Raw genomic sequence first — 21,717 nt, 5'->3', positions numbered from 1 at the left:
CGACGGGGACAGCGCTGGCTTGGCGCCAATGGCTGACGCGTGGAGACGCCTTTTCTTGCAGTCCCCCCCCTTGAGTGCACAATGAAGAAAAATCGACAGGAGCCTGACACGTGCGAGTGATCCGCAAATATGCCAATCGGCGCCTATACGATACCGAGCAGAGCCGCTACGTCACCCTGGAGGACCTGCGCAGCCTGGTGCTGGCGGAAGAGGCCTTCAAGGTCGAGGACGCCAAGAGCGGTGAGGACCTCACGCGCACCATCCTGCTGACCATCATCATCGAGCAGGAGCAGGAGCAGGGCGAGGGCGAAGCCGAGGTCTTCTCCAACGAGCTGCTGGAGCAGTTCATTCGTATCTACGCGATGGCCAAGCCGTTGCCGCTGGCCGGTTATCTGGAGCAGGGCACGCGTCTGATGATGGAACAGCAGCAGCGCATGCAGGAGCAGTGGTCCCAGGCCATGCGTCACTCGCCGATGGAGATGATGCGCGAGGTCGCCGAAGAGAATCTGCGCTTCTGGCAGCAGGCCATGGGCGGCGGCATGGGCGCTGGCAAGAGCGCCTCACGCTCACAGCCGAGCGATGCGGATGCGGCGCCTGATGAGTCGGATACACCGCCGGACGATGAGCGTCGCTGAGTGTGACATCGTGTCAGATCCAGCTTTCACATGAATTCATCGTGATGTGAAATGGGCGCCCCGAGCAGGGCGCCTTTCTGCCATAATGCGCAGCCTGATATTTCCTCGGTAGCTCGCGCCCTGCGGGTCGCCCTGATCCTCACTGGCTCATGAAGGTTGAAAAGATGAAGGTCCTGATCATCGGCGGCGGTGGCCGCGAACATGCGCTGGCCTGGAAGGCCGCCCAGTCATCCCGTGTCGAGGAGGTCTTCGTGGCGCCCGGCAATGCGGGCACGGCGCGCGAGTCCAAGCTGACCAATCTGGCGATTGCCGCTGACGATCTCGATGCGCTGGTCGCCTTCGCGCGTGACAATGCCATCGAGCTGACCATCGTCGGCCCGGAAGCGCCGCTGGTGATCGGCGTGGTCGATCGCTTCCGCGAAGCGGGTCTCAAGTGCTTCGGCCCGACGGCCGGTGCCGCCCAGCTGGAAGGCTCCAAGGCCTTCACCAAGGACTTCCTGGCGCGTCATGCCATCCCGACCGGCGACTACGCGACCTTCGCGGAGGTCGATGCGGCGCTTGAGTACCTGGCGGCACATCCGGCACCCATCGTCATCAAGGCCGATGGCCTGGCGGCGGGCAAGGGGGTCGTGGTCGCGATGAGCGACGAGGAAGCCCGCGCCGCCGTGCGTGACATGCTCGAGGACAACGCCTTCGGCGATGCCGGTGCACGTGTGGTGATCGAGGAATTCCTCGACGGTGAGGAAGCCAGTTTCATCGTGATGGTCGATGGCGAGAACGTGCTGCCGATGGCCACCAGTCAGGATCACAAGCGCGTCGGTGAAGGCGATACCGGCCCCAACACCGGCGGCATGGGAGCCTATTCTCCGGCGCCGGTGGTGACGGCTGACGTTCACCAGCGCGTGATGGACGAGATCATCCTGCCCACCGTGCGTGGCATGGCGGCCGAAGGCCATCCCTACACCGGCTTCCTGTATGCCGGTCTGATGATCGATGCCCAGGGCGCGCCGAAGATCATCGAATACAACTGCCGCTTCGGTGACCCGGAAACCCAGCCGATCATGGTGCGCCTGAAGTCCGATCTGGTCGCGCTGTGTCTGGCCGCTGAAGACGGGCGTCTCGACACCCAGACCTGCGAGTGGGATTCCCGCGCGGCGGTCGGCGTGGTGCTGGCAGCTGGCGGCTATCCGGCCAGCTACCGCAAGGGCGATGTCATCAGTGGCTTCGATGCTGCCGAAGCGACCGGTTGCAAGGTCTTCCATGCCGGCACCGCCGAGCAGGACGGCCAGGTCGTCACCAGCGGCGGTCGCGTACTGTGCGTCACCGCACTGGGCGACAGCGTCGCGGCGGCCACCGAGCGTGCTTATGAAGGCGTTGATGCCATCAGTTGGCAGGACATGCTGGTGCGTCGCGACATCGCCTGGCGCGCCATCGCTCGCGAGCGCGGCGATAGCTGAAAGCGCTGAGTCGCATGGGCCATCACCCCACGACATGCCTGCTTCACGACAAGACCCGGCCTCAGGCCGGGTCTTGTCGTTGGGGTGACTCTCGACGTTCTGCGCGCCTACGACCATCGTGTCGGGGTCTGGTCATGTCGGTGCCGGGCATGCGATAACCCTAGTCATCCTCTATTCCTTCTTGAGGCTGAGCGGCGTCGAAAGATGGCGTCGCCGTCCGCCCTGAACCTTTTTCCTGTCTCGCCGACAAGGAGTCTGCATGGACCGCATCCGGCTTGAATTTCCGGTTTCCCGTCTGGTACATCGCCACCCGATGACGATTCGGGTCAGCGACATCAACTATGGCCAGCACCTGGGCCACGACAGCGTGGTCAGCCTGGCGCACGAGGCGCGGGGCCAGGCCTGGCAGGCGCTGGGCTTCCCCGAATGGAACATCGATGGGCTGATGAGCATCGTCGCGGATCTCGCCGTGCAGTATCAGGGCGAGGGCCGGCTGGGTGACGCCCTCGTGGTGGAAACGGCCATCGACAGCGTGTCCGGCAAGGGGCTTGGTGTCCATCACCGTCTGCTGCGTGTCAGCGATGACGCGGTACTGGCGACGCTGCGCGTCGGGCTGGTGTTCGCTGGCGAGCAGGGGCTGGCGGAACCGAGCGCGCGCGCCAGTGCCGCCATCGAGCAGGCCGTCTCTGCCATGTCTTCCCGAGAAGCCAACTGATGTCGCGGGAATATCCGATCATCGCCGTGACGGGGTCTTCCGGCGCGGGCACCACCACTGTCATGCGAACCTTCGAGCGCATGTTCTCGCGTGAGGCGATTCATGCCGCCTACGTGGATGGGGATGCCTTTCACCGTTATACCCGTGATGAGCTGGTGCGCATGTTCCAGGAGGCGCCGGAGCGCAAGCGCGAGCTGTCTCACTTCGCGGTCGAGGCCAACCAGCTGGATCGTCTGGAAGCGCTGTTCGTCGAATATGGCGAGCAGGGCTCCGGTACGCATCGTCATTACATCCATGCCGAAGACAAGCGCATGATCGAGGCCGGCTACAAGGTCGGCACCTTCACCGAATGGCAGTCGCTGCCGGATTGTACGGACCTGCTGTTCTACGAGGGGCTGCATGGTGGGCTGGTGACGCCGGAGCATGACATCGCGCGTCATGTCGATCTGCTGATCGGGGTGGCACCGACCATGAATCTGGAGTGGATCCAGAAGATCGATCGCGACACCAAGCTGCGCGGACATTCCCAGGAGGCGGTGGTGGACACCATCCTGAGCCGCATGGATGACTACGTGCGCTACATCCAGCCGCAGTTCTCACGCACGCACATCAATTTCCAGCGCGTGCCGACGGTGGATACTTCCAACCCTTTCGAGCCGCAGGATATCCCGACGGATGCCGAGTCGATGGTCGTGATCCACTTCCGTGACCCCGGCAGTGTCGACTTCCCGTTCCTGCTGGCGATGATCCAGGGCTCGTTCATGTCGCGCCCGCATACGCTGGTGGTGCCCGGCGCGTTGATGGCACTGGCCATCGAATTGATCATCACGCCGCTGGTCAAGAGCCTGCTGGCGCAGCGGCGGTTCCGCTAGCGGGAGACATGAAGGGGTCTGGGCTCGGGCTGGCTCAGTGCCTGCGGCCCTTGAGGCGTGGCAGGATACCTTTCTTCCAGACGCGCAGGGTGCGATTCAGGCGGCCGCTGCGGATCAGCAGGCGTGCCTCGCGGGTGCTCAGCGGCAGGCCGAGGGTGCGTTGCTTGAGCTTCAGCGAGTGACGCAGATCGAAGCGGCGCATCATGCGCGCGAGGCTGGCTGTGCCCGGCAGGCGTGGCAGGCGCACGGCAGAGGTGAAGTCGATCAGGACCGGCACGCCATCGCGCAGCACGACGTTGGAACCACGGATGTCGTTATGGGCCATCTGGCGCTGATGGAGTTGCTGCACGACGAGAATCAGCTGCTGACTGAGGCGGGCGTCCGTCACGTCATCCAGGGCGGCGTCACTCAGCAGCGGCCCGGGGATGTACTCCATCGCCAGCGACAGCGGTGACAGGCGTGCCACGGCGCGAGGGGCGTGTGCCCAGTCGCCCAGACGCTCTAGCATCTTCAGTTCGTGGCGTACCAGCCAGCGTGCCACCAATGCCGCCGGCGTGCCGGCATAGCGGCGGTAATCCTTGCAGACCACCGGCTGGCCATTGAGGTGCGTGATATAGACCTCGGCCTTGAGAAAGCCCTTGGCACGCTGCAGGAACTCGCCCGGGGCCTGCTCGCCGTCAACACGCGTGACCCTGGGCGCGGCACGCAGCGCCGCCCGAGCCTTCTCGGCGCGCGTGGGGGCTGCGCGTTCAGTGGCGGGGGCGCCGACAGTGGCCGTTCGTGTCTCGCCGTGAGCGCCAAGGCCGGCCTCCAGTTCGTGGTTGGCCTTGCGCAGGGAGGAATCTTGGCGAGTGAACACGGGCATGACAGGTGACTTCTCGTTAGCGGGATAACAATGATTATCCTACTGTTTTCCTCATTCGCCCACTGGCAGCAGTGAATCAGTCTGTTTCCCTGAAGGCGACATTGTCCTGTCCGCCAGCTGGCCCGCATATTCCTGTCTCTGCCCTTGGCCTGCTGCCCGACTGGCGCTACGCTGGCAGGCCACGCTGCCGTGGGCAGCCCCACTTCAAGGGAGAAGGTGTCATGGACTGTCTGTTCTGCAAGATCATCAACCGCGAGATTCCCGCCGATATCGTCTATGAGGATGATGAGGTGCTGGCCTTCAATGACATCAATCCGCAGGCGCCGACCCATGTGTTGATCATCCCCAAGCAGCACATCGCCACGCTCAACGATATCGAGGAGCATCAGCTGGCCACGGTAGGGCGCCTGCAGTACATCGCCGCCAGACTGGCGAAGGACTACGGTTTTGCCGAGGGCGGTTATCGCGTGGTGATGAACTGCAATGAAGATGGCGGCCAGACGGTCTATCATATTCATATGCACCTGATGGGTGGTCGCCGCTTCACATGGCCGGCTGGCTGAGCCGGCATAGAGCAGGCGCCTGTACCGGCGGTTCGAGGGCAGGTAGCGGCTAGCGATAACAAGCGCGCGGCACACAGGCGCATACCGGCAATGTCGTGAAAACGGCGTTGCCGGTTTTCATTGGGGAGGGCGCAGCGCAAGGGTGCCGGTCAGGCCTCGCCCGGCGACACTCTGCCCCTTACCGTCGCGGGCTGGCTTGCGTAAGATGGCCTCATTGCTCACGCCGTGCAGGAGTCTTCCCATGCCGCATTCCGATGCCATTTCGGCGCAACGTCATCACAGCCGCGCCGATCAGTTGATCCATCAGTTCGACACCGTACTGCGTACCTTGGTGCCACATGCCGCCCAGCCGTCGCGTCCCTCTCCGGCGGGCGACATCCATGATGAAGCGATCAGCGATGAAGAGCGCCAGCACGCCGCTGGCCTGATGCGCATCAATCACACCGGCGAGGTGTGTGCCCAGGCGCTCTATCAGGGGCAGGGGTTCACGGCGCGTCTGCCCGAAACGCGCACGCAGATGGAGCTGGCCGCCCAGGAAGAGATCGACCACCTGGCCTGGTGCGATGCACGACTCGTCGAGCTGGATGCCAATACCAGCCTGCTCAATCCGTTGTTCTACATGACGAGCTTCGCGCTCGGGGCGGCGGCGGGCGCCATCAACGACAAGGTCAGCCTCGGGTTCGTGGCCGCGACCGAAGAGCTGGTCGGCGAGCACCTGTCGAAGCACCAGCAGACGCTGCCCGAGGGCGATCAGCGCTCACGCGCCGTATTGCGCCAGATGGAAATCGACGAAGCCCATCATGAGCAGTGGGCGCTGGAAGCCGGTGGCCATCGCTTCCCGGGGCCGCTGAAGAGCGCCATGCGCCTGATGTCCAAGGTGATGACGGCCAGCGTCTATCGGGTGTGATGATCAGATGCCTGAGCCTGCCTTTGCAGCTTCAGGACGGTGCAAAACACAAAGGCCGCCCCATGGGGCGGCCTTTGTGTTTTGGGCGAACGTCGTGATGATCAATGCGAGACGTTCAGTGTGAGACGTTCAGTGTGAGAGGTTCAGCTGTCTCTGGCGTCAGGGCTTATTCCTTGACCTGGTATTCACCGTCCAGCGTCTCGGTGCTGCTGCCGTCTTCACGCGTGGCATCACGCGAGTAGTTCTGGCGGCCATTGGCCCTGTCCTGAGCCTCCTGCATGCGCTGCTGCATCTCGCTCATGCGCTTTTTCATGCGACGGCGGATGAAGGGCAGCATGATGATGCCGAGTACCATCATCACCAGCGCTGCGAACAGGCTGAAGATCATGACCACACCACCGATCAGCCAGGCGGCGACCAGCTTGAGGCCGGACAGGCCATTGGGGGGGCGTTGGTTGCCTGCATTGGCCTGCCATTGGCGAGCCTGATTCCACAGTGTGTTGTGCTGTTGGCCTTGCATGTGTCTTCTCCACGATAGAGCCGGGCCGTCAGGCCGGGCGAGGATGACCCGATAGGTAAAAGTGGGTGGTCGGGGATATCGGGTCAGGAAACGGGGGTATTGCCCTCCCGGCGCAATTGTCATTCGTGCTCTGGGCCGGGGGATGGGGAAATGGGACTCGATGCGACGCACTTTTGCATGAGGCGTTTGATGGCATCGGGCGGCCGGTTGACTCGTTCAGCATCGAAGTTGGCATCGTTGCCGTCAAGCGGCTTCGGCGTTGATCCAGCGCTGGGAGTCGGTTCAATCCTTGAACCACTTCAAGGCACGGCGGCTGGTCAATCGGGTCGATCAGTTCATTGCCGATAATCCGGATTCATGGACACGCTGGCGGCGAGGTTGAAAGCGTTGTCCGGCAGCGGCATGTTCAGTGTCATCCGTTGCGGCCTGCCTTGCGCATCGCGCCCGTGAATCTGGATGGTGTGCGCAGCGACGTCGACGCTCTGTACACTCTTGATGCCGTCGACAGCAGCAAAATTCAAGGTCTGGCGCATGCTGTCGCCATCGATGGCCTTGTCGCCGGGCACCGAATCACTCTGGCGCAGCGCTTCGCTGATGAATTCTCCATCGGCGAGATTGATGGCCAGTTCCATCTGCCACCCATTATGCCCCCAGCCCGTGAACTGAACATGATCGTCACGGATATCCAGCGTGCTGAATTCCATCATGCCCTTGCGACTGGCGTGGATCATCATCTGCGTGAGCAGCTCTGGCGCGAGTCCCTGAGTCGACGCGGCGTCAGAGATATCCGTCGACGGCTTGCCGGCCGTGCGGGTGGCGGCCGTGTCCAGCGCGCTATCCCCGGCATCATCGCCGAGCGTGGCTTGCGCCTTGCCGTCATTCGAGTGCTCGGTGGCCGAGGGGCCATTTGCGGAGAGTCCGGAGGTCGAGAGCTCTGCCGCCGACAGCTGGTGGCGCACCGGCAGGTCCTCGATGCCATTGGCATAGGCGGGTGCCGAGCCCAGCATCAGGCCGAGTGCACTGACGCCCAGGCCGTGTCGCCAGTGCTGGACCGCCCGGCTGGCGAGCCAGAAGCGAGACGGGCCGGTACCTGCGCCTGCGGACGGCGGCTGTCGGGATGCGGAGTCTGATTCACGCGCGGGAGCAATACGGGACGCGTCTGATGGGGACATGACACCCTCCTCAAGGATGGCTGGGCATGGCACTCACTGTGGGCCAGGCGACCTTGCGCGATGCTGAGACGTGAATTCATCTGAGGTTCATTGCCTCCTGTCAGTCTCTGCATCACAGGGTCAGTGGTTGCTCTCGGGATGGTCCGCGTTGTTCCAACGCAGGTTTGATTGCACATTCCGTTGCTAGATTGCTCGCCACGCGCAGACGCCCGCCTTGGGCGTACACCAGCCCCGCCGTCATTCACGAGGTTCCCCTTCATGCAGACTTCCCACAAGGCTCAGCCAGACGCCGATGCAGCGCGTGGCAGTCAAAGGCGGCAACGTTATGTCTGGCTGTGCCTCGGGCTCGGGAGCCTGCTGGTCGGCGCGCTGGCACTGCCGCCGCATGCGCTGTGTGACAGCGAGCGCTGGCGCAGCCTGCACGATGAAGTCGCTGCCGGACGTGTCATCTCGTTGTCCGAGCTGCTGGATAGCCTCGAGCGCGATTGGCTGGGCCAGGTGGTCGAGGTGGAGCTCGAAGAGACGCACGGCGAGCTGATCTATGAGGTCGAGATGCTCGGGCCGCAGGGCCAGATGGCCAGATTCACCGTGCGCGCCTCGGATGGCAGTCTGCGTGAGGTGCGCGGGGTCAATCTCGATGCCATGCGTCGCGCTGGCAGCGGTTCCTTGTCCGAGCCCCTGACCAAGCCCCCGACCAAGCCCGAGACCGACGACACGCCGCTCGTGACTGACGGCGGCAATGCTGAGGCCGAGCGTCAGTAGGATGAGGCAGGCAGTGGCCAGGCCAGGCAGTGCCAGCGCAGGCTGTGACAAGGGCGTCGAGGGTGCCTGGCGGCCCTGAGGAACGGTATGCTAGTGCCATTGTCCATTGCGCCACCGGTAGAACGCCGCTTGCGTCAGGAGCCCGAGAACCGATGAAGATATTGCTGGTTGAAGATGACATGCCGTTGGCCGAAGCGCTGATGGCGCGCCTGGGGGAAGCCGATGTACTGGTCGAGCATGCCACCACCGGGGGAGACGCCGACTTTTTGATCCAGACCGAGAGCTACGATGCCGTCGTGCTGGACCTCGGCCTGCCGGACGGCGATGGCACCCGCTGGCTGTCCCAGTGGCGGGAAGCTGGCATCGAGGTGCCGGTGCTGGTGCTGACCGCGCGCGAGCGCTGGTCTGACAAGGCCGCCGGCTTCTCTGCTGGCGCCGATGATTACGTCACCAAGCCCTTCGAGACCGCCGAGGTCATCTTCCGTCTGCGGGCGCTGGTGCGTCGCTCACGCGGCCATGCCCACCCCGTGCTCAAGCTGGGCGATCTGGCCTGTGACACCCACGGCGGTACCGTCAGTCTGGCGGGGCGCCCCGTGTCGCTGACCGCCCAGGAAACGCGTCTGCTGATGCACCTGATGCACGCCGTGCCCGGTGTGGTCAGCCGTTCTGAACTGGTCGAGCATGTCTATGACCGCGACCATGAACCCGATTCCAATGTCATCGATGTGCAGATCAGCCGTCTGCGTCGCAAGCTGGGTGCCGAGCGCATCGAGACGCTGCGCGGGCGTGGCTATCGTCTGCGTGATCCGGATGCCGAGACACAGACGCCGACGGATGGCCGCGACGCATGAAGCCACTGTCCGTCGGCCGCCGCTTGCTGGGCGGCTCGCTGGTCATTGCCTTGATCGTCATGCCGCTGACCGGACTCGGTCTGGCCTGGAGCTTCCGTGATGCCGTGACCACCGCCTTCGACCAGCGCCTGCTGTCGCTGTCGAAGGTGCTGATCGCCGCCATCCAGTTCGACCGCGAGAAGGGCCGCCCCGGTCTGACGCGCTCGCTGGGTGACCCGCGCTTCGATCAGGCCTATTCGGGCTGGTACTGGCAGATTTCCGATCGCAACGGCAATGTGCTGACGTCGCGCTCGCTGTGGGATCAGCGCCTGCCGCCGCTGGAAGACATGGACAAGGGCGTCATCATCAGCCGTGACCTCAAGGGCCCGCGCCATCAGGTGCTGCGCTCCCTCGAGCGTGATATTCGCCTGCCCGGCCGCAACCAGCCACTGCACGTGATGGTAGCGGCCAGTCGTAGTGAGGTCGACGCCGAGGTCGCGCGCTTCGAGTGGCTGCTGGCGGGCGCGCTGGTGGCCTTGGCATCGCTTTTGGTGTGCGGCTCTGCCGCGCAGATCAGCTGGGGGCTGGCGCCACTGCGGCGCCTGCGGGCTCGCCTCAAGAAAGTCGCCGACGGCGAGGCGGAGCGGCTGGAAGAGACCCGGCTGCCGCCGGAGCTGACCGAGCTGACCCGCGCCATCAATGCCGTGCTCGAGCGTGATCAGCGCTTGATCGAGCGCGGTCGTGCGGCTGCCGGCAATCTGGCGCATGCCCTCAAGACGCCGGTCAGCGTGCTCAAGGCGCAGTCCGAGCGCTTCGACGGTGAGGACCGGGCGCGAATCGACGCCGAGCTCAAGCGCATCGATGAAGCCGTGCGTCACCACCTGGCGCGTGCCAGTGCCGCCGGTGGCGCGCATCTCAGCGGGCGCATCAGCCTGCGTGAGGCGGCGGGGCCGGTCTTCGAAGGGCTCGGGCGCTTGGCGAGCCGGCGTGGCATCACGCTCAGTCTGGCGCTGGAGGACGACGCCAGCGTGCGGGTCGACCCGCAGGATCTGCAGGAAATGGTCGGCAACCTGCTCGAGAACGCCTTGCAATGGGCTCGCCAGCAGGTCCGCGTCAGCAGCGAGACCCGCGATGGCGGCGTGCTGTTGATCATCGAGGACGATGGCCCAGGCATGAACGAAGAAGAGGGTGCCGCCGCGCTGGGGCGTGGGGCACGTCTTGATGAGGGGCGCTCAGGCTCCGGTCTGGGGCTGGCGATCGTCGACGATCTGATGGCGCTCTATGGGGGCGAGCTGGCGCTTGAGCGCTCCAGACTGGGCGGCCTGGCGGCGCGCGTCTGGCTGCCGAGTTCCCCGCTGGTCGGGGCGCAGCCGACGGAATGACAGAGTGCCGCCTCGTTTATCGGCGGTATTGTCTTGATAGTGCAGCACTATCACGGCCATCCCGAGAGATGATTGGGCGCGGCCAGGACGACACCGTATTCTGACGGTGTCCGGCTGGCAGCTGGACGGGCTTCGTTTCTGAGTCTCGTCTGCCGCGCCCTGCGGTGATGACGAACTGGCGCTCCTTCGGGAGCGCTTTTTTTTGCCTGTCATTCGTCGCGCCATGCCAGATCGGTGAGGCTCAAGGCGCCGATTGAACGCTGGCGGGGCTAACGGTCACGCTCAGGATCGCATAGGCTGTCTGAGAGTAAGCATCCGTTACGCCGGGCGTCAGGAGGTGGTGATGAAGGACATGACAATGTGTGCTCAGCATGGCGATCTGGAGGGCCTGGCACAGGCATTGGCCGCCCACGATGCGCACGAGCGCGTCAATGACGTGGATTATCGCGGGCGCTCGCCATTGCTGGTCGCGGTGCAGGCCAATCAGCCGGAGGCGGTGGAGGCCCTGCTGGCCGCCGGCGCCGATTGCGAGCAGACCGATGCCCTGCACGATACGCCCCTGCTGGCCGCCGCTGCGCTCGGCTATGGCCGTTGTCTGAGCCGGCTGCTGGCGCATGGTGCCTCGGCGACGGTGCTCAATCGCTTCTCTTCCACTGCACTGATGTCGGCCAGTGAGCGTGGTCATGCCGATATCTGCCGTCAGTTGCTCGAGGAGACCGATGTCGACGTCAATCACCAGAATACGCTCGGCTGGACGGCGCTGATCGAGGCCGTGTTGCTGGGGGATGGCGGCGTTGACTATCAGCAGATCGTCGAGCAGCTGCTGGCCCACGGTGCCGACGTCAATCTGGCGGACGCCGAAGGTGTCACGCCACTGGCGCATGCGCGCTGGCGCCAGTTCGATGCGCTGAGCGCCAGGCTGGAAGCGGCCGGCGGACACGAGCAGGGCGTGGCCCATGATGTGAGCGACCACGTCCAGGCCCGCACCTCGACACCGCGTCGTGCATGATGGCACCGACCACAAGGAGGCATCGCATGGCGTTGACCTGGGGATTGATCATCATCGGCATCGCCTTGGTGCTGCTCGGCGGCTATCGCTGGCAGCAGGCGCAGTCCTTCGCCCGCAACAGCGCACAGGTGATGGGCGAGGTCATCAACCACGACCGCACGCTGCACGTCGAAGGGCGTGGCCCTATCCATCTGCCCAAGGGCGGCAGGCTCAGTGAGGATGAGGCCCTGGCGATGGCGGGGCTGCCGCCGGGCGGGCGCTTCAATATCGAGTCGATCCAGTATGCGCCCGTGGTGCGTTATCAGGATCAGCGTGGTGGCTGGCACGAGATCATCTCGCCGCTGGCGGCGCCCTCGCCGACGCCCGCCGTGGGGGAGAGCATGGCGCTGGTCTATCGCCTCGATGCCCCGCATGAGGCCAGCCTGCCGGGGACGCGCGGCTGGTTGATCGGGGCGCCGTTGGTTCTCGGCTTCGCACTGTGCGCCGTCGGCCTGCGTCTGCTGTTGCGGGGTGGTGGTGGATGAGTGATTCAGGAGGTCGCGCGACCCGCCGTTATGGTGTCGGCATGCTGGTGCTGTGCTGGGCGCTGATTCTCGCCATGCTGGTGTGGTGGTTCCAGGGTCAGCTTGATGAGCGTACCCGGCCCAATGCCTCGCTGGCCGGTCAGTCGCTGTCCTCCGGAGAGCCGCTGACGCTGTCGCGCAATCGCTCCGGGCACTTCGTGGCCCCCGGCGCGATCAATGGTCAACCGGTGACCTTCCTGCTCGATACCGGCGCTACCTATGTCTCGGTGTCCGAGGCGCTGGCCGAGCGCCTGCAGCTGCCACGCGGGCGGGATGCGCGCTTCACCACTGCCAATGGCATCAGTCACGGCGCCTTGACCACACTGGACGCCGTCAGTCTGGCGGGGCTCAGCCAGCGCGAGGTGCGCGGGGCCATCGTGCCGGGCATGCACGATGAGGTGGTGCTGCTGGGCATGAGTTTCCTCGGGGAGTTTGATATCAACATGCGCGGTCAACAGATGACGTTGACGCCGGTGGATGGCGATGACCGATCACGCCAGTGACTACCATGGATGGCTGACAGGGCTGGCAGAAAGAGCGGCTGACACTCCACCGCGCTGGCAGCAGGCCCCGCAAACGACAACGCCCCGCTCATGATCTCCATGAGTGGGGCGTTTCACGTCTGGCGTGTCAGAGCAGGCGCTCAGTCTTTTCTGGGCGGCTCGACATGGCCACCGAAGCCGAAGCGCATCGCCGACAGCAGGCGGTTGGCGTAGGTGTTTTCCTTGCGCGAGCTGAAGCGCGAGAACAGCGCATTGGCCAGCACCGGCACGGCGACGCCCTGCTCGACGGCGGCATCGACGGTCCAGCGGCCTTCGCCACTGTCGGAGACGGCACCGCTGTAGTGGTCCAGACGCGCATCCCCGGCCAGTGCCTGGGCGGTCAGGTCGAGCAGCCAGGAAGACACCACGCTGCCACGACGCCATACCTCGGCGATATCAGCCAGATTGAGGTCGAAGCGCTGGTCTTCCGGAAGGTCTTCGGAGCCCTTGCTCTGCATCAGCTCGAAGCCCTCGGCGTAAGCCTGCATCAGGCCGTACTCGATGCCGTTGTGGACCATCTTCACATAGTGACCGGCACCGACCGGACCGGCGTGGATGTAGCCGCGCTCGGCGCGCTCATCCGGGGCGTTGCGGCCCTTGGTGCGCTCGAGGTCGCCATAGCCCGGGGCGAGGGTATCGAACAGCGGCTCGAGATGCTCGAACACGGCCTTCTCGGCGCCGATCATCATGCAGTAGCCGCGCTCCAGGCCCCACACGCCGCCGGAAGTGCCCACATCGACGTAGTTCAGGCCCTTCAGCTTGAGAGCCGCGGCGCGGCGGATGTCGTCCTTGTAGAAGGTGTTGCCGCCATCGATGATGGTGTCGCCGGTTTCCATCAGCTCGGCCAGCGTGGCGATGGTCTGCTCGGTGATCTCGCCAGCCGGCAGCATGACCCAGACAGCGCGCGGCGCCTCGAGCTGCTGAACCAGTTCCACGAGACTATCGACGTGCGTCGCACCGTCGGCGACCAGTGACTGGGCGATTGCCGCGTCACGGTCATGGGCGACCACTTCGTGGCCATTGCGCATCAAGCGACGAGCGATATTGCCGCCCATGCGGCCGAGTCCGATGATACCGAGTTGCATGTTCGTTCCTTTCACGTGAAGCCGGGGAGAGTCGGGACGGCGCGAAGCCTACCCTGTGCGGGCGCTGGACGCAAAAACGGGCCATATCAATGACATGGCCCGTTCGTTTTCTGCTGATCAGTTCGGAGTGGAGCGATAATGCTCAGGCACTTTCACTGTCTTTCCAGAAGGTGATGTCCGGGTGTGCGGTGGGACATGTACCTTCTTCTTGCCGCTTTGAGTTTTAGCCATGGCTAATCTCCTCAATCGGTGGGGCGGCCAACTTGATCTTGGCTAACCAGAAGGAGACAATGCCTCCGCATTTGGTAGCTAGCCTACCTGAGCATTTTGGGGTGACCACACGCCCTGACGCTCGAGACGCCCGAAGTTGCAGCTTCGGGCGTTTTTTTTGGCCTCCACAAAAGCAAGTGAAGGCCAATACTTCACATCAATCCCAGCTCAGGGCACCGCCGACCTGATATTCGGTGACGCGCGTCTCGAAGAAGTTCTTCTCCTTGCGCAGGTCGATGATCTCGGACATCCACGGGAACGGGTTCTTGGCGCCCGGGAACTGCTCCTTGAGGCCCAGCTGCGCGAGGCGACGGTTGCAGATGAAGTGGAGGTATTCCTCCATGATGGCCGCGTTCATGCCCAGCACGCCGCGCGGCATGGTGTCACGCGCGTATTCGATCTCGAGCTGGGTGCCTTCCAGAATCATCTGGGTGACTTCGTCCTGGAATTCGGCGGTCCACAGGTGCGGGTTCTCGACCTTGATCTGGTTGATCACGTCGATGCCGAAGTTCAGGTGCATGGACTCGTCACGCAGGATGTACTGGAACTGCTCGGCGACGCCGGTCATCTTGTTGCGACGTCCCATGGACAGGATCTGGGAGAAGCCGCAGTAGAAGAAGATGCCTTCGGTGACGGCGTAGAAGCCGATCAGGTTGCGCAGGAATTCCTGGTCCGCTTCCGGTGTACCGGTGTGGAAGTCGGCACGCGCCAGCGCCTGGGTGTGCTTGAGGCTCCAGGCGGACTTGCGCGCCACGGAGTCCACTTCACGGTACATGTTGAAGACTTCGCCTTCGTCCATGCCCAGTGACTCGATGCAGTACTGGTAGGCGTGGGTGTGGATCGCCTCTTCGAAGGCCTGACGCAGCAGGTACTGGCGGCACTCCGGGTTGGTGATGTTCTTGTAGACGGCCAGCACCAGATTGTTGGCGACCAGCGAGTCGGCAGTGGAGAAGTAACCCAGCGAGCGCATCACGATCAGACGCTCGTCCTCGGTCAGGCCGTCCTGGCTCTTCCAGAGCGCGATGTCCGCGTTCATGTTCACTTCCTGCGGCATCCAGTGGTTCGCGGAGCCGTCGAGGTACTTCTGCCATGCCCAGTCGTACTTGAAGGGCACCAGCTGGTTGACGTCGGCGCGGGCATTGATCATGCGCTTCTCGTCGACCTGAATGCGCTGGGCACCCATTTCCAGTTCTTCCAGACCCTTGGCCACGTCGAGATCGTCCAGCGCCTGCTGGGCGCGGGCGATGCGCTCGGCATCGCTGACCGCGTAGCCTTCGCTGTTCTCGCTCGCGACGACAGCGTCAGCCGCCGGGGCAGCAGCGGGAGCTTCGGGCTGCGGCGCCGGTTTGGCTGTCGCCGGCTTCTCGGCAGCGGGGGCGTCGTCTTCGTGGAAATCGTCCCAGTTCAACATGTTGCGTTCCTCGTGTTCGGTGATGGTCACGCGGGCAGTCAGCGTGACGAAAAGGCAGGGGCGGTGCGTTCTACGACGCGAGCGCCATCGAGTGGCGTGGCTCCCGGCGGGGAGTCAGGCCCGGGCTTGTTTCGAGGGAATGTCAGGAGGCAGTGTTTGTTGGTGGCGGCACAAGACCGAGCGAGGCTCGGTCTTGTGGATTTGCCGCAGTCCGCCTGCAAAGCATGTCTTGCAGGCGGTGAGCCAGCGTCAGCGGACTCGGATCTGGCGCAATCGCTTACTGACAGGCCTCACAGCCCAATTCATCGATGTTGCTGGCGGAGGGGGCGCGCTGGCCGCTCTTGCCCTGCAGGAAGTCTTCGATGCCGCGCGGTTCCGGCTTGGCTTCCGGTGCCGGAGTCGGCGCGGGAGCGGGTGTCGGAGTCGGGGCGTTGCCGACGGCGTTGTGCTTGCTGCGATCGACGGTGGACTTCTCCACGGCGGTCGCACCCAGAGCACGGAGGTAATAGGTGGTCTTGAGGCCACGGAACCAAGCCATGCGGTAGGTCACGTCCAGCTTCTTGCCGGACACGCCCTGGATGTACAGGTTCAGGGACTGGGCCTGATCGATCCACTTCTGACGACGCGAGGCGGCTTCGACGATCCACTTCGGCTCGACTTCGAAGGCGTTGGCGTACAGCGCCTTGAGGTCTTCCGGGATGCGCTCGATCGGCTGCACGCTGCCGTCGTAGTACTTGAGGTCGTTGATCATGACCTCGTCCCACAGGCCGCGCGCCTTGAGGTCGTTGACCATGTAGGCGTTGACCACGGTGAACTCGCCAGACAGGTTCGATTTGACGAACAGGTTCTGGTAGGTCGGCTCGATGGACTGCGAGACACCACAGATGTTGGAGATCGTCGCGGTCGGCGCGATCGCCATCACGTTGGAGTTGCGCATGCCCTGGGTGCGGACCTTCTCGCGGATGTAGTCCCAGTCCTGAGTCTGGCTTTCATCCATCTCGATGTAGTCGGCGCCACGCTCGGTCTTGAGCTTCTCGATGGAATCGATCGGCAGGATGCCCTGACTCCACAGCGAACCGTCGAAGCTTTCGTAACGACCACGCTCGGCGGCCAGATCACTGGAAGCTTCGATGGCGTGATAGCTGACGAGTTCCATGGATTCGTCGGCGAAGGTCACGGCTTCTTCGGAGGCATAGGCGATGGACTGCGCATAGAGCGCGTCCTGGAAGCCCATGATACCGAGGCCGACCGGGCGGTGACGCATGTTGGAGCGACGCGCCTGCGGGACAGCGTAGTAGTTGATGTCGATGACGTTGTCGAGCATGCGCACGGCGGTACGCACCGACTTCTTGAGCTTGTCGCCATCCAGCTTGCCGTCGATGACGTGCTGCGCCAGGTTGATCGAGCCCAGGTTGCAGACCGCGATCTCGTCCTCGGAGGTGTTGAGGGTGATCTCGGTGCACAGGTTGGACGAGTGCACGACTCCGGCGTGCTGCTGCGGGCTGCGCAGGTTGCACGGGTCCTTGAAGGTGATCCACGGGTGACCGGTCTCGAACAGCATGGAGAGCATCTTGCGCCACAGATCACGCGCCTTGACGCGCTTGTAAAGCTTCAGCTGGCCCTGACGGGTCATCTCCTCGTACTGCTCGTAACGCGCTTGGAAGGCCGCGCCGTACAGGTCGTGGAGGTCCGGGCAGTCGGACGGTGAGAACAGGGTCCACTCGGTGTCATCGAAGACACGCTTCATGAACAGGTCCGGCACCCAGTTGGCGGTGTTCATGTCGTGGGTACGGCGACGGTCATCACCGGTGTTCTTGCGCAGGTCGAGGAATTCCTCGACGTCCATGTGCCAGGTTTCCAGGTAGGCACAGACGGCGCCCTTGCGCTTGCCACCCTGGTTGACGGCAACGGCGGTGTCGTTGACGACCTTCAGGAAGGGCACGACGCCCTGGGACTTGCCGTTGGTGCCCTTGATGTACGACCCCAGCGCACGCACTGGCGTCCAGTCGTTGCCGAGACCACCCGCCCACTTGGAGAGCATGGCGTTGTCGCGGATGGCGCCGTAGATGCCGTCGAGGGCGTCCGGCACGGTGGTCAGGTAGCAGCTGGACAGCTGGCTGCGACGGGTACCCGCGTTGAACAGCGTCGGCGTGGAAGCCATGTAGTCGAAGCTGGACAGCAGCTCGTAGAACTCGATGGCACGGCCTTCGCGATCTTCCTCGTTCAGGGACAGGCCCATGGCGACACGCATGAACATGACCTGCGGCAGCTCGTAGCGCACGTCGTTCTGGTGCAGGAAGTAGCGGTCGTACAGGGTCTGCAGGCCGAGGTAGGTGAACTGGTTGTCACGCGTGTGATCGATGGCCGCGCCGAGACGCTCCAGATCGAAGGTGGCCAGTTGCTCGTCCAGCTGCTCGAAGGCGATACCGCTTTCGATGTAGGCCTTGAAGGCGACCGGGTAGTGGTCCTTCATCTCGCCGAAGGTGGCCTCGTCAGCGACCTTGAGGAAGCTCAAGGCTTCGCGGCGCAGGTTGTCCTGCAGCAGGCGGGCGGTGACGTAGGTGTAGTTCGGGTCCTTCTCGACCAGCGTACGCGCAGTCATCATCAGCGCGGTGGACACGCCATCGACCGGCACGCCGTCGTACAGATTCTTCAGGGAGTCATCGACGATCTTCTGGGCATCGACGTTGGACAGCTCGGCGCAGGCATCGAAGACGAGGGTCTCGATACGGCCCAGATCCAGCGGACGCACGCTGCCGTCCAGGTGCGTGACGTTGATGGTCGGGTGCGGCTTGGCGATGCCGTCGTTCTGCGCGCTGCGGGCACGGGCGTGCTCATCGCGGTACAGCACATAGGCACGGGCGACCTTGTGCTCGCCGGAGCGCATCAGCGCCAGCTCGACCTGATCCTGGATGTCTTCGATGTGCAAGGTGCCACCGTCAGGCATGCGACGCTGGAAGGCATCGGTGATCTGGCTGGTCAGCTGCTGGACCAGATCGCGGATACGCGAGCTGGACTCGACCTGGTCGCCTTCCACGGCGATGAACGCCTTGGACAGTGCGACGGAGATCTTGCTGGCATCGAAGGGCGCGACATCGCCAGTGCGCTTGATGACGCGCAGGCGCTGAGGTGCGGTCACGTCGACGGCCGCCTGATCGGTGCTGAAAGTGGAATCCATGACGCCTTCCTGAATCGTCTGAAGGTGAATCGTTGCCCGTTAGGGCTCGAGGGCAATTCGTGTCGGGGCGCAGACTGGAAATTCCTGCCTGCGCCCCGGGGACATTCTGTCGTCGTCAGCCTTGTCGTCGAGAAACTCGATCAGGCTCAGGCGGGGCAATCATCGCCCGGACTGAGCCTGATAGCGTTCATGAGACACGGATCCGGCAGCATTGCGTGACTGCCGTCCCATACGCTGATTCATGCTTTCGGGGCTTGACAATCGTCGCCATGATCTATGGGCGTCGACGTCGCCAAAACCCTACATATGGGGTGTAAGCTGATTTTGGACACAAGATAGTGTTGTTTGATGGGGCGTGCAAGTGGATAACTTGTGGGTAAGGTGTGGTTGAAAATCCGGCCTTGCCGCTGGGGGATGTCAAGCGTTCAGGTGTTAAATTTTCTGCGCTGCGTCAATGTAGATGGTGCCTGCGCTGCTGGCGCGTAAACGCCCAAATTGGCGTATCATTCGTGACAAATCACCCTGAAAAGGTTACGACGTGGCACAGGAAAGTAACTGCTTGTGAGCTGCTGGCCACGTTGACCCAACGATGCGGATGGAATGCCCTTGGATACCAATGCGCAAGAACATGTATTGATTGTTGAGGATGACGAGCGTCTGGCGACACTGACGCGCGAATACCTCGAAGCCAACAACTTCCGCGTGAGCGTCGAGAATGACGGCGCGCGGGCGGTGGACCTGATCATCAGTCTGCGCCCCGACATCGTGATTCTGGACCTGATGCTGCCGGGCGAGGATGGTCTGTCCATCTGTCGTCGCGTGCGGCCTCAGTTCGCCGGGCCGATCCTGATGCTGACGGCGCGTACCGATGACATGGATCAGGTGCTGGGCCTGGAGATGGGGGCCGACGATTACGTGCCCAAGCCGGTGCAGCCGCGTGTCCTGCTGGCACGCATGCGAGCCTTGCTGCGTCGCGCCGATGGCCCCGAAGTGGCCGCCGGTGAGACTCGCCTGGTGTTCAATGATCTCGAGATCGACAACGCCACCCGCGAGGCATGGCTGGCGCGCGAGCGCATCGAACTGACCAGTGCCGAGTTCGACCTGCTGTGGCTGCTGTCCTCGAATGCAGGGCGCGTGCTCACGCGTGAGGAAATCTTCTCTGCGCTGCGCGGTATCAAGTACGACGGCCAGGACCGTTCCATCGATGTGCGCGTCTCGCGCATCCGCCCCAAGATTGGCGATGATCCCAATCATCCTGAGCGGATCAAGACGGTGCGCAGCAAGGGATACCTGTTCGTCAAGGACCTCTAGACGATGCGCCGGGCTCTCTCCGACAGTATCTTCCTGCGTGTCTATGCCGTCTTGCTGGTGGCATTGGTGCTCACGCTGGGCATCGCGCTGGGCGGCTTTCAGCTGACCAACATGGTCCGACTGGAGGCCTACCAGACGCGCCTGGGCGCGGCGCCGATGCGCCTGCTGGTGAGTCAGATCGCGGCCACGCCGGAGGCTGAGCGCGGGGCTTTCCTCAATCGGAGCGCCCAACTGCTGGATGGGCGGTTGTTGCTGGCACCGGCAGCGGTCTTTGACCTCAGCTGGTGGGAGCAGCGCCGCCTTGAGGCAGGGCGGCCTCTGGTGCGGCCGCATGATGACGCCGGCTGGCAGCTGCTGATGGCGGTGCCGGGCGAAGAGAGGGTGCTGGAATTCCGGCTGCTGCATCTCGCGGAGCGCCAGTTGCGCGGATTGATGGTGTCGCTGCATGACACCCTGCAGCCCATGAATGCCGAGCAGCGCAGCGACTTGCTGGCCCAGCTGCAGCAGGCTTCCGGTCTGTCCTTCGCGCTGCTGCCTGACATTCCGCAGAATCTCGATGCGCAGCAGGCCAGTCGCCTGGAAGCCGGCCGGGTGGTGCTCAACGTGGCCAGTCATGGTCAGGCGATGGCGCTCTATACTCGCCTGGGTGACCGCGCCATGCTCAAGGTCGGCCCCATCCGCGGTTTCGAGACGACACCACCGGCCTTGATCATCGCCATGATACTGGCGGTCATCAGTCTGCTGGGCGGCGTCATCTATCTGGTGGTGCGTTCATTGGAGGCACGTTTGACGCGTCTGGAAAAGGCCGCGACACGCATTGCGGGCGGTTATCTCGATACGCGGGTGCGCATCGAGTCCAATGACTTTCTCGGGCGCCTCGGCATGGCCTTCAATGGCATGGCCGAGCGGGTGCAGGGGTTGCTGGGCGCGCAGCAGGACATGATTCGGGCGGTCTCGCATGAATTGCGTACCCCGGTGGCACGTATCCGCTTCGCGCTGCAGATGATCGAGGACATGGTCGATGATGATTTCGTCCAGCGTCAGATAAGGGGCGCGGACGGTGACATCGAGGAGCTCGACAAGCTGATCGACGAGATCCTGACCTACGCACGCCTCAACAATGCCGCCGGTATCCAGCTGGACCTCGGCATGGTGGATTGCCGCGAGATCGCGGAGCAGGTCTGCGAGACGCTGGCGCCGCTGCATCCTGAGTTGCTGCTGAGCATCGAAGGCGAGGCGCTGGAAGTCGAGGCCGAGGCACGCTATCTGCAGCGGGCGCTGCAGAATCTGGTCTCCAACGCCTGCCGGCACGCGGATTCCCGTGTGCTGGTGCGTATCACCAGTGACCCGCAGGTGGTCAGGCTCGATGTCGAGGACGATGGCCCCGGCATCAATGAGGAAGATCGCAAGAAGGTCTTCAAGCCCTTCGCGCGCCTGGATGATTCGCGGACGCGTGCCTCCGGCGGCTACGGGCTGGGGCTCTCGATCGTGCAGAAGATCCTGCACTCCCACGGTGGCAGTGTGGTGGTGGACAAGGGCAGATCGCTCAAGGGCGCGCGCTTCAGCCTGTTGCTGCCACTGACCTCCAGCCAGCTGGAACGCAAGGCTCCTGTGCCCTTGCCGCCGGTCAAGCCGCCGTCACTCCAGGACGAGCACGCCACCTGATCA

At 63.7% G+C, this 21,717-nt stretch carries 20 protein-coding genes; 14 read left to right on the top strand and 6 right to left on the bottom strand.

From position 1 onward, the window contains the following. Window positions 1–110 precede the first annotated feature (110 nt). The 4 genes from phaR (at window position 111) to QQF40_RS04140 (ending at window position 3,679) form a co-directional block, all read left to right on the top strand. Window positions 111–635 carry a polyhydroxyalkanoate synthesis repressor PhaR gene (gene phaR / locus QQF40_RS04155; protein WP_285460543.1) on the top strand — a complete coding sequence of 175 codons (525 nt, stop codon included), beginning with the start codon at window positions 111–113 and terminating at the stop codon, window positions 633–635. 164 nt (window positions 636–799) lie between these two features. After that, window positions 800–2,092, top strand: coding sequence for a phosphoribosylamine--glycine ligase (purD, locus tag QQF40_RS04150; RefSeq protein ID WP_043334731.1), 1,293 nt, complete (start codon window positions 800–802; stop codon window positions 2,090–2,092). Between the two features lie 259 nt (window positions 2,093–2,351). Further along, complete coding sequence (locus QQF40_RS04145) at window positions 2,352–2,807, top strand: acyl-CoA thioesterase (RefSeq protein ID WP_175089970.1); 456 nt, start codon at window positions 2,352–2,354, stop codon at window positions 2,805–2,807. After that, window positions 2,807–3,679 (top strand): phosphoribulokinase, encoded by an 873-nt coding sequence (locus tag QQF40_RS04140; RefSeq protein ID WP_043334728.1) that lies wholly within the window; start codon window positions 2,807–2,809, stop codon window positions 3,677–3,679. The genes QQF40_RS04145 and QQF40_RS04140 overlap by 1 nt, the downstream gene beginning before the upstream one ends. Before the next feature lie 34 nt (window positions 3,680–3,713). Here the strand turns inward: QQF40_RS04140 and QQF40_RS04135 are convergent, their stop codons facing one another. Next, entirely contained in the window at window positions 3,714–4,544 is an 831-nt protein-coding gene (locus QQF40_RS04135) for an RIO1 family regulatory kinase/ATPase domain-containing protein (RefSeq protein ID WP_285460542.1), read from the bottom strand. A gap of 221 nt (window positions 4,545–4,765) precedes the next feature. On the opposite strand from QQF40_RS04135, the gene QQF40_RS04130 reads away from it, so the two are divergent. Beyond that, window positions 4,766–5,107 carry a histidine triad nucleotide-binding protein gene (locus tag QQF40_RS04130; RefSeq protein ID WP_285460541.1) on the top strand — a complete coding sequence of 114 codons (342 nt, stop codon included), beginning with the start codon at window positions 4,766–4,768 and terminating at the stop codon, window positions 5,105–5,107. A 241-nt stretch (window positions 5,108–5,348) separates the two neighbouring features. Continuing rightward, window positions 5,349–6,014, top strand: coding sequence for a 2-polyprenyl-3-methyl-6-methoxy-1,4-benzoquinone monooxygenase (coq7, locus tag QQF40_RS04125; RefSeq protein ID WP_205700843.1), 666 nt, complete (start codon window positions 5,349–5,351; stop codon window positions 6,012–6,014). A gap of 166 nt (window positions 6,015–6,180) precedes the next feature. On the opposite strand, the gene QQF40_RS04120 is transcribed toward coq7, so the two are convergent. Together QQF40_RS04120 and QQF40_RS04115 are read right to left on the bottom strand one after the other, a co-directional pair. Beyond that, window positions 6,181–6,534 carry a hypothetical protein gene (locus QQF40_RS04120; RefSeq protein WP_285460540.1) on the bottom strand — a complete coding sequence of 118 codons (354 nt, stop codon included), beginning with the start codon at window positions 6,532–6,534 and terminating at the stop codon, window positions 6,181–6,183. 335 nt (window positions 6,535–6,869) lie between these two features. Further along, window positions 6,870–7,706, bottom strand: a complete 837-nt coding sequence (locus QQF40_RS04115) for a hypothetical protein (protein ID WP_285460539.1) — start codon at window positions 7,704–7,706, stop codon at window positions 6,870–6,872. A 258-nt stretch (window positions 7,707–7,964) separates the two neighbouring features. On the opposite strand from QQF40_RS04115, the gene QQF40_RS04110 reads away from it, so the two are divergent. From QQF40_RS04110 to QQF40_RS04085, 6 genes are all read left to right on the top strand, one after another. After that, window positions 7,965–8,468: a PepSY domain-containing protein gene (locus tag QQF40_RS04110; protein ID WP_285460538.1), complete on the top strand. Its 504-nt coding sequence runs from the start codon at window positions 7,965–7,967 to the stop codon at window positions 8,466–8,468. Window positions 8,469–8,620: 152 nt separating this feature from the next. Further along, window positions 8,621–9,319, top strand: coding sequence for a winged helix-turn-helix domain-containing protein (locus QQF40_RS04105; protein WP_285460537.1), 699 nt, complete (start codon window positions 8,621–8,623; stop codon window positions 9,317–9,319). Next, window positions 9,316–10,680 carry a sensor histidine kinase gene (locus tag QQF40_RS04100; protein WP_285460536.1) on the top strand — a complete coding sequence of 455 codons (1,365 nt, stop codon included), beginning with the start codon at window positions 9,316–9,318 and terminating at the stop codon, window positions 10,678–10,680. Before QQF40_RS04105 ends, QQF40_RS04100 begins: the two co-directional genes overlap by 4 nt. Before the next feature lie 343 nt (window positions 10,681–11,023). Continuing rightward, window positions 11,024–11,689 (top strand): ankyrin repeat domain-containing protein, encoded by a 666-nt coding sequence (locus tag QQF40_RS04095; RefSeq protein ID WP_285460535.1) that lies wholly within the window; start codon window positions 11,024–11,026, stop codon window positions 11,687–11,689. Window positions 11,690–11,715: 26 nt separating this feature from the next. Beyond that, window positions 11,716–12,213, top strand: a complete 498-nt coding sequence (locus QQF40_RS04090) for a hypothetical protein (RefSeq protein WP_285460534.1) — start codon at window positions 11,716–11,718, stop codon at window positions 12,211–12,213. Next, entirely contained in the window at window positions 12,210–12,755 is a 546-nt protein-coding gene (locus QQF40_RS04085; protein ID WP_285460533.1) for a retropepsin-like aspartic protease family protein, read from the top strand. The genes QQF40_RS04090 and QQF40_RS04085 overlap by 4 nt, the downstream gene beginning before the upstream one ends. Before the next feature lie 140 nt (window positions 12,756–12,895). On the opposite strand, the gene gnd is transcribed toward QQF40_RS04085, so the two are convergent. From gnd to QQF40_RS04070, 3 genes are all read right to left on the bottom strand, one after another. After that, window positions 12,896–13,879, bottom strand: coding sequence for a phosphogluconate dehydrogenase (NAD(+)-dependent, decarboxylating) (gene gnd, locus QQF40_RS04080; protein WP_285460532.1), 984 nt, complete (start codon window positions 13,877–13,879; stop codon window positions 12,896–12,898). Window positions 13,880–14,306: 427 nt separating this feature from the next. After that, a complete protein-coding gene (locus tag QQF40_RS04075; RefSeq protein ID WP_285460531.1) occupies window positions 14,307–15,560 on the bottom strand; it encodes a ribonucleotide-diphosphate reductase subunit beta in 1,254 nt (417 codons plus the stop codon). 277 nt (window positions 15,561–15,837) lie between these two features. Further along, complete coding sequence (locus tag QQF40_RS04070) at window positions 15,838–18,738, bottom strand: ribonucleoside-diphosphate reductase subunit alpha (RefSeq protein ID WP_285460530.1); 2,901 nt, start codon at window positions 18,736–18,738, stop codon at window positions 15,838–15,840. 606 nt (window positions 18,739–19,344) lie between these two features. On the opposite strand from QQF40_RS04070, the gene QQF40_RS04065 reads away from it, so the two are divergent. Continuing rightward, the gene (locus tag QQF40_RS04065; protein ID WP_394805763.1) at window positions 19,345–20,049 is read left to right on the top strand and encodes a winged helix-turn-helix domain-containing protein; all 705 of its coding nucleotides are present in this window, start codon (window positions 19,345–19,347) and stop codon (window positions 20,047–20,049) included. A gap of 3 nt (window positions 20,050–20,052) precedes the next feature. Continuing rightward, on the top strand, window positions 20,053–21,714 hold the full coding sequence (locus QQF40_RS04060; protein WP_285460529.1) for an ATP-binding protein: 1,662 nt from the start codon (window positions 20,053–20,055) through the stop codon (window positions 21,712–21,714). The last annotated feature ends 3 nt before the right edge of the window (window positions 21,715–21,717 follow it).

The sequence above is a fragment of the Cobetia sp. LC6 genome, from assembly GCF_030264805.1.
Taxonomy (GTDB): Bacteria; Pseudomonadota; Gammaproteobacteria; order Pseudomonadales; family Halomonadaceae; genus Cobetia.
The sequence above is the reverse complement of the archived record's forward strand: the minus strand, read 5'-3'. Positions and strand labels throughout refer to the sequence as shown.

Coding starts and splice junctions, on each gene's coding strand:
- purD (WP_043334731.1), top strand. CDS start 800: ATGAAGGTCCTGATCATCGGCGGCGGTGGCCGCGAACATGCGCTGGCC.
- QQF40_RS04145 (WP_175089970.1), top strand. CDS start 2,352: ATGGACCGCATCCGGCTTGAATTTCCGGTTTCCCGTCTGGTACATCGC.
- QQF40_RS04140 (WP_043334728.1), top strand. CDS start 2,807: ATGTCGCGGGAATATCCGATCATCGCCGTGACGGGGTCTTCCGGCGCG.
- QQF40_RS04135 (WP_285460542.1), bottom strand. CDS start 4,544: ATGCCCGTGTTCACTCGCCAAGATTCCTCCCTGCGCAAGGCCAACCAC.
- QQF40_RS04130 (WP_285460541.1), top strand. CDS start 4,766: ATGGACTGTCTGTTCTGCAAGATCATCAACCGCGAGATTCCCGCCGAT.
- coq7 (WP_205700843.1), top strand. CDS start 5,349: ATGCCGCATTCCGATGCCATTTCGGCGCAACGTCATCACAGCCGCGCC.
- QQF40_RS04120 (WP_285460540.1), bottom strand. CDS start 6,534: ATGCAAGGCCAACAGCACAACACACTGTGGAATCAGGCTCGCCAATGG.
- QQF40_RS04115 (WP_285460539.1), bottom strand. CDS start 7,706: ATGTCCCCATCAGACGCGTCCCGTATTGCTCCCGCGCGTGAATCAGAC.
- QQF40_RS04110 (WP_285460538.1), top strand. CDS start 7,965: ATGCAGACTTCCCACAAGGCTCAGCCAGACGCCGATGCAGCGCGTGGC.
- QQF40_RS04105 (WP_285460537.1), top strand. CDS start 8,621: ATGAAGATATTGCTGGTTGAAGATGACATGCCGTTGGCCGAAGCGCTG.
- QQF40_RS04100 (WP_285460536.1), top strand. CDS start 9,316: ATGAAGCCACTGTCCGTCGGCCGCCGCTTGCTGGGCGGCTCGCTGGTC.
- QQF40_RS04095 (WP_285460535.1), top strand. CDS start 11,024: ATGAAGGACATGACAATGTGTGCTCAGCATGGCGATCTGGAGGGCCTG.
- QQF40_RS04090 (WP_285460534.1), top strand. CDS start 11,716: ATGGCGTTGACCTGGGGATTGATCATCATCGGCATCGCCTTGGTGCTG.
- QQF40_RS04085 (WP_285460533.1), top strand. CDS start 12,210: ATGAGTGATTCAGGAGGTCGCGCGACCCGCCGTTATGGTGTCGGCATG.
- gnd (WP_285460532.1), bottom strand. CDS start 13,879: ATGCAACTCGGTATCATCGGACTCGGCCGCATGGGCGGCAATATCGCT.
- QQF40_RS04075 (WP_285460531.1), bottom strand. CDS start 15,560: ATGTTGAACTGGGACGATTTCCACGAAGACGACGCCCCCGCTGCCGAG.
- QQF40_RS04070 (WP_285460530.1), bottom strand. CDS start 18,738: ATGGATTCCACTTTCAGCACCGATCAGGCGGCCGTCGACGTGACCGCA.
- QQF40_RS04060 (WP_285460529.1), top strand. CDS start 20,053: ATGCGCCGGGCTCTCTCCGACAGTATCTTCCTGCGTGTCTATGCCGTC.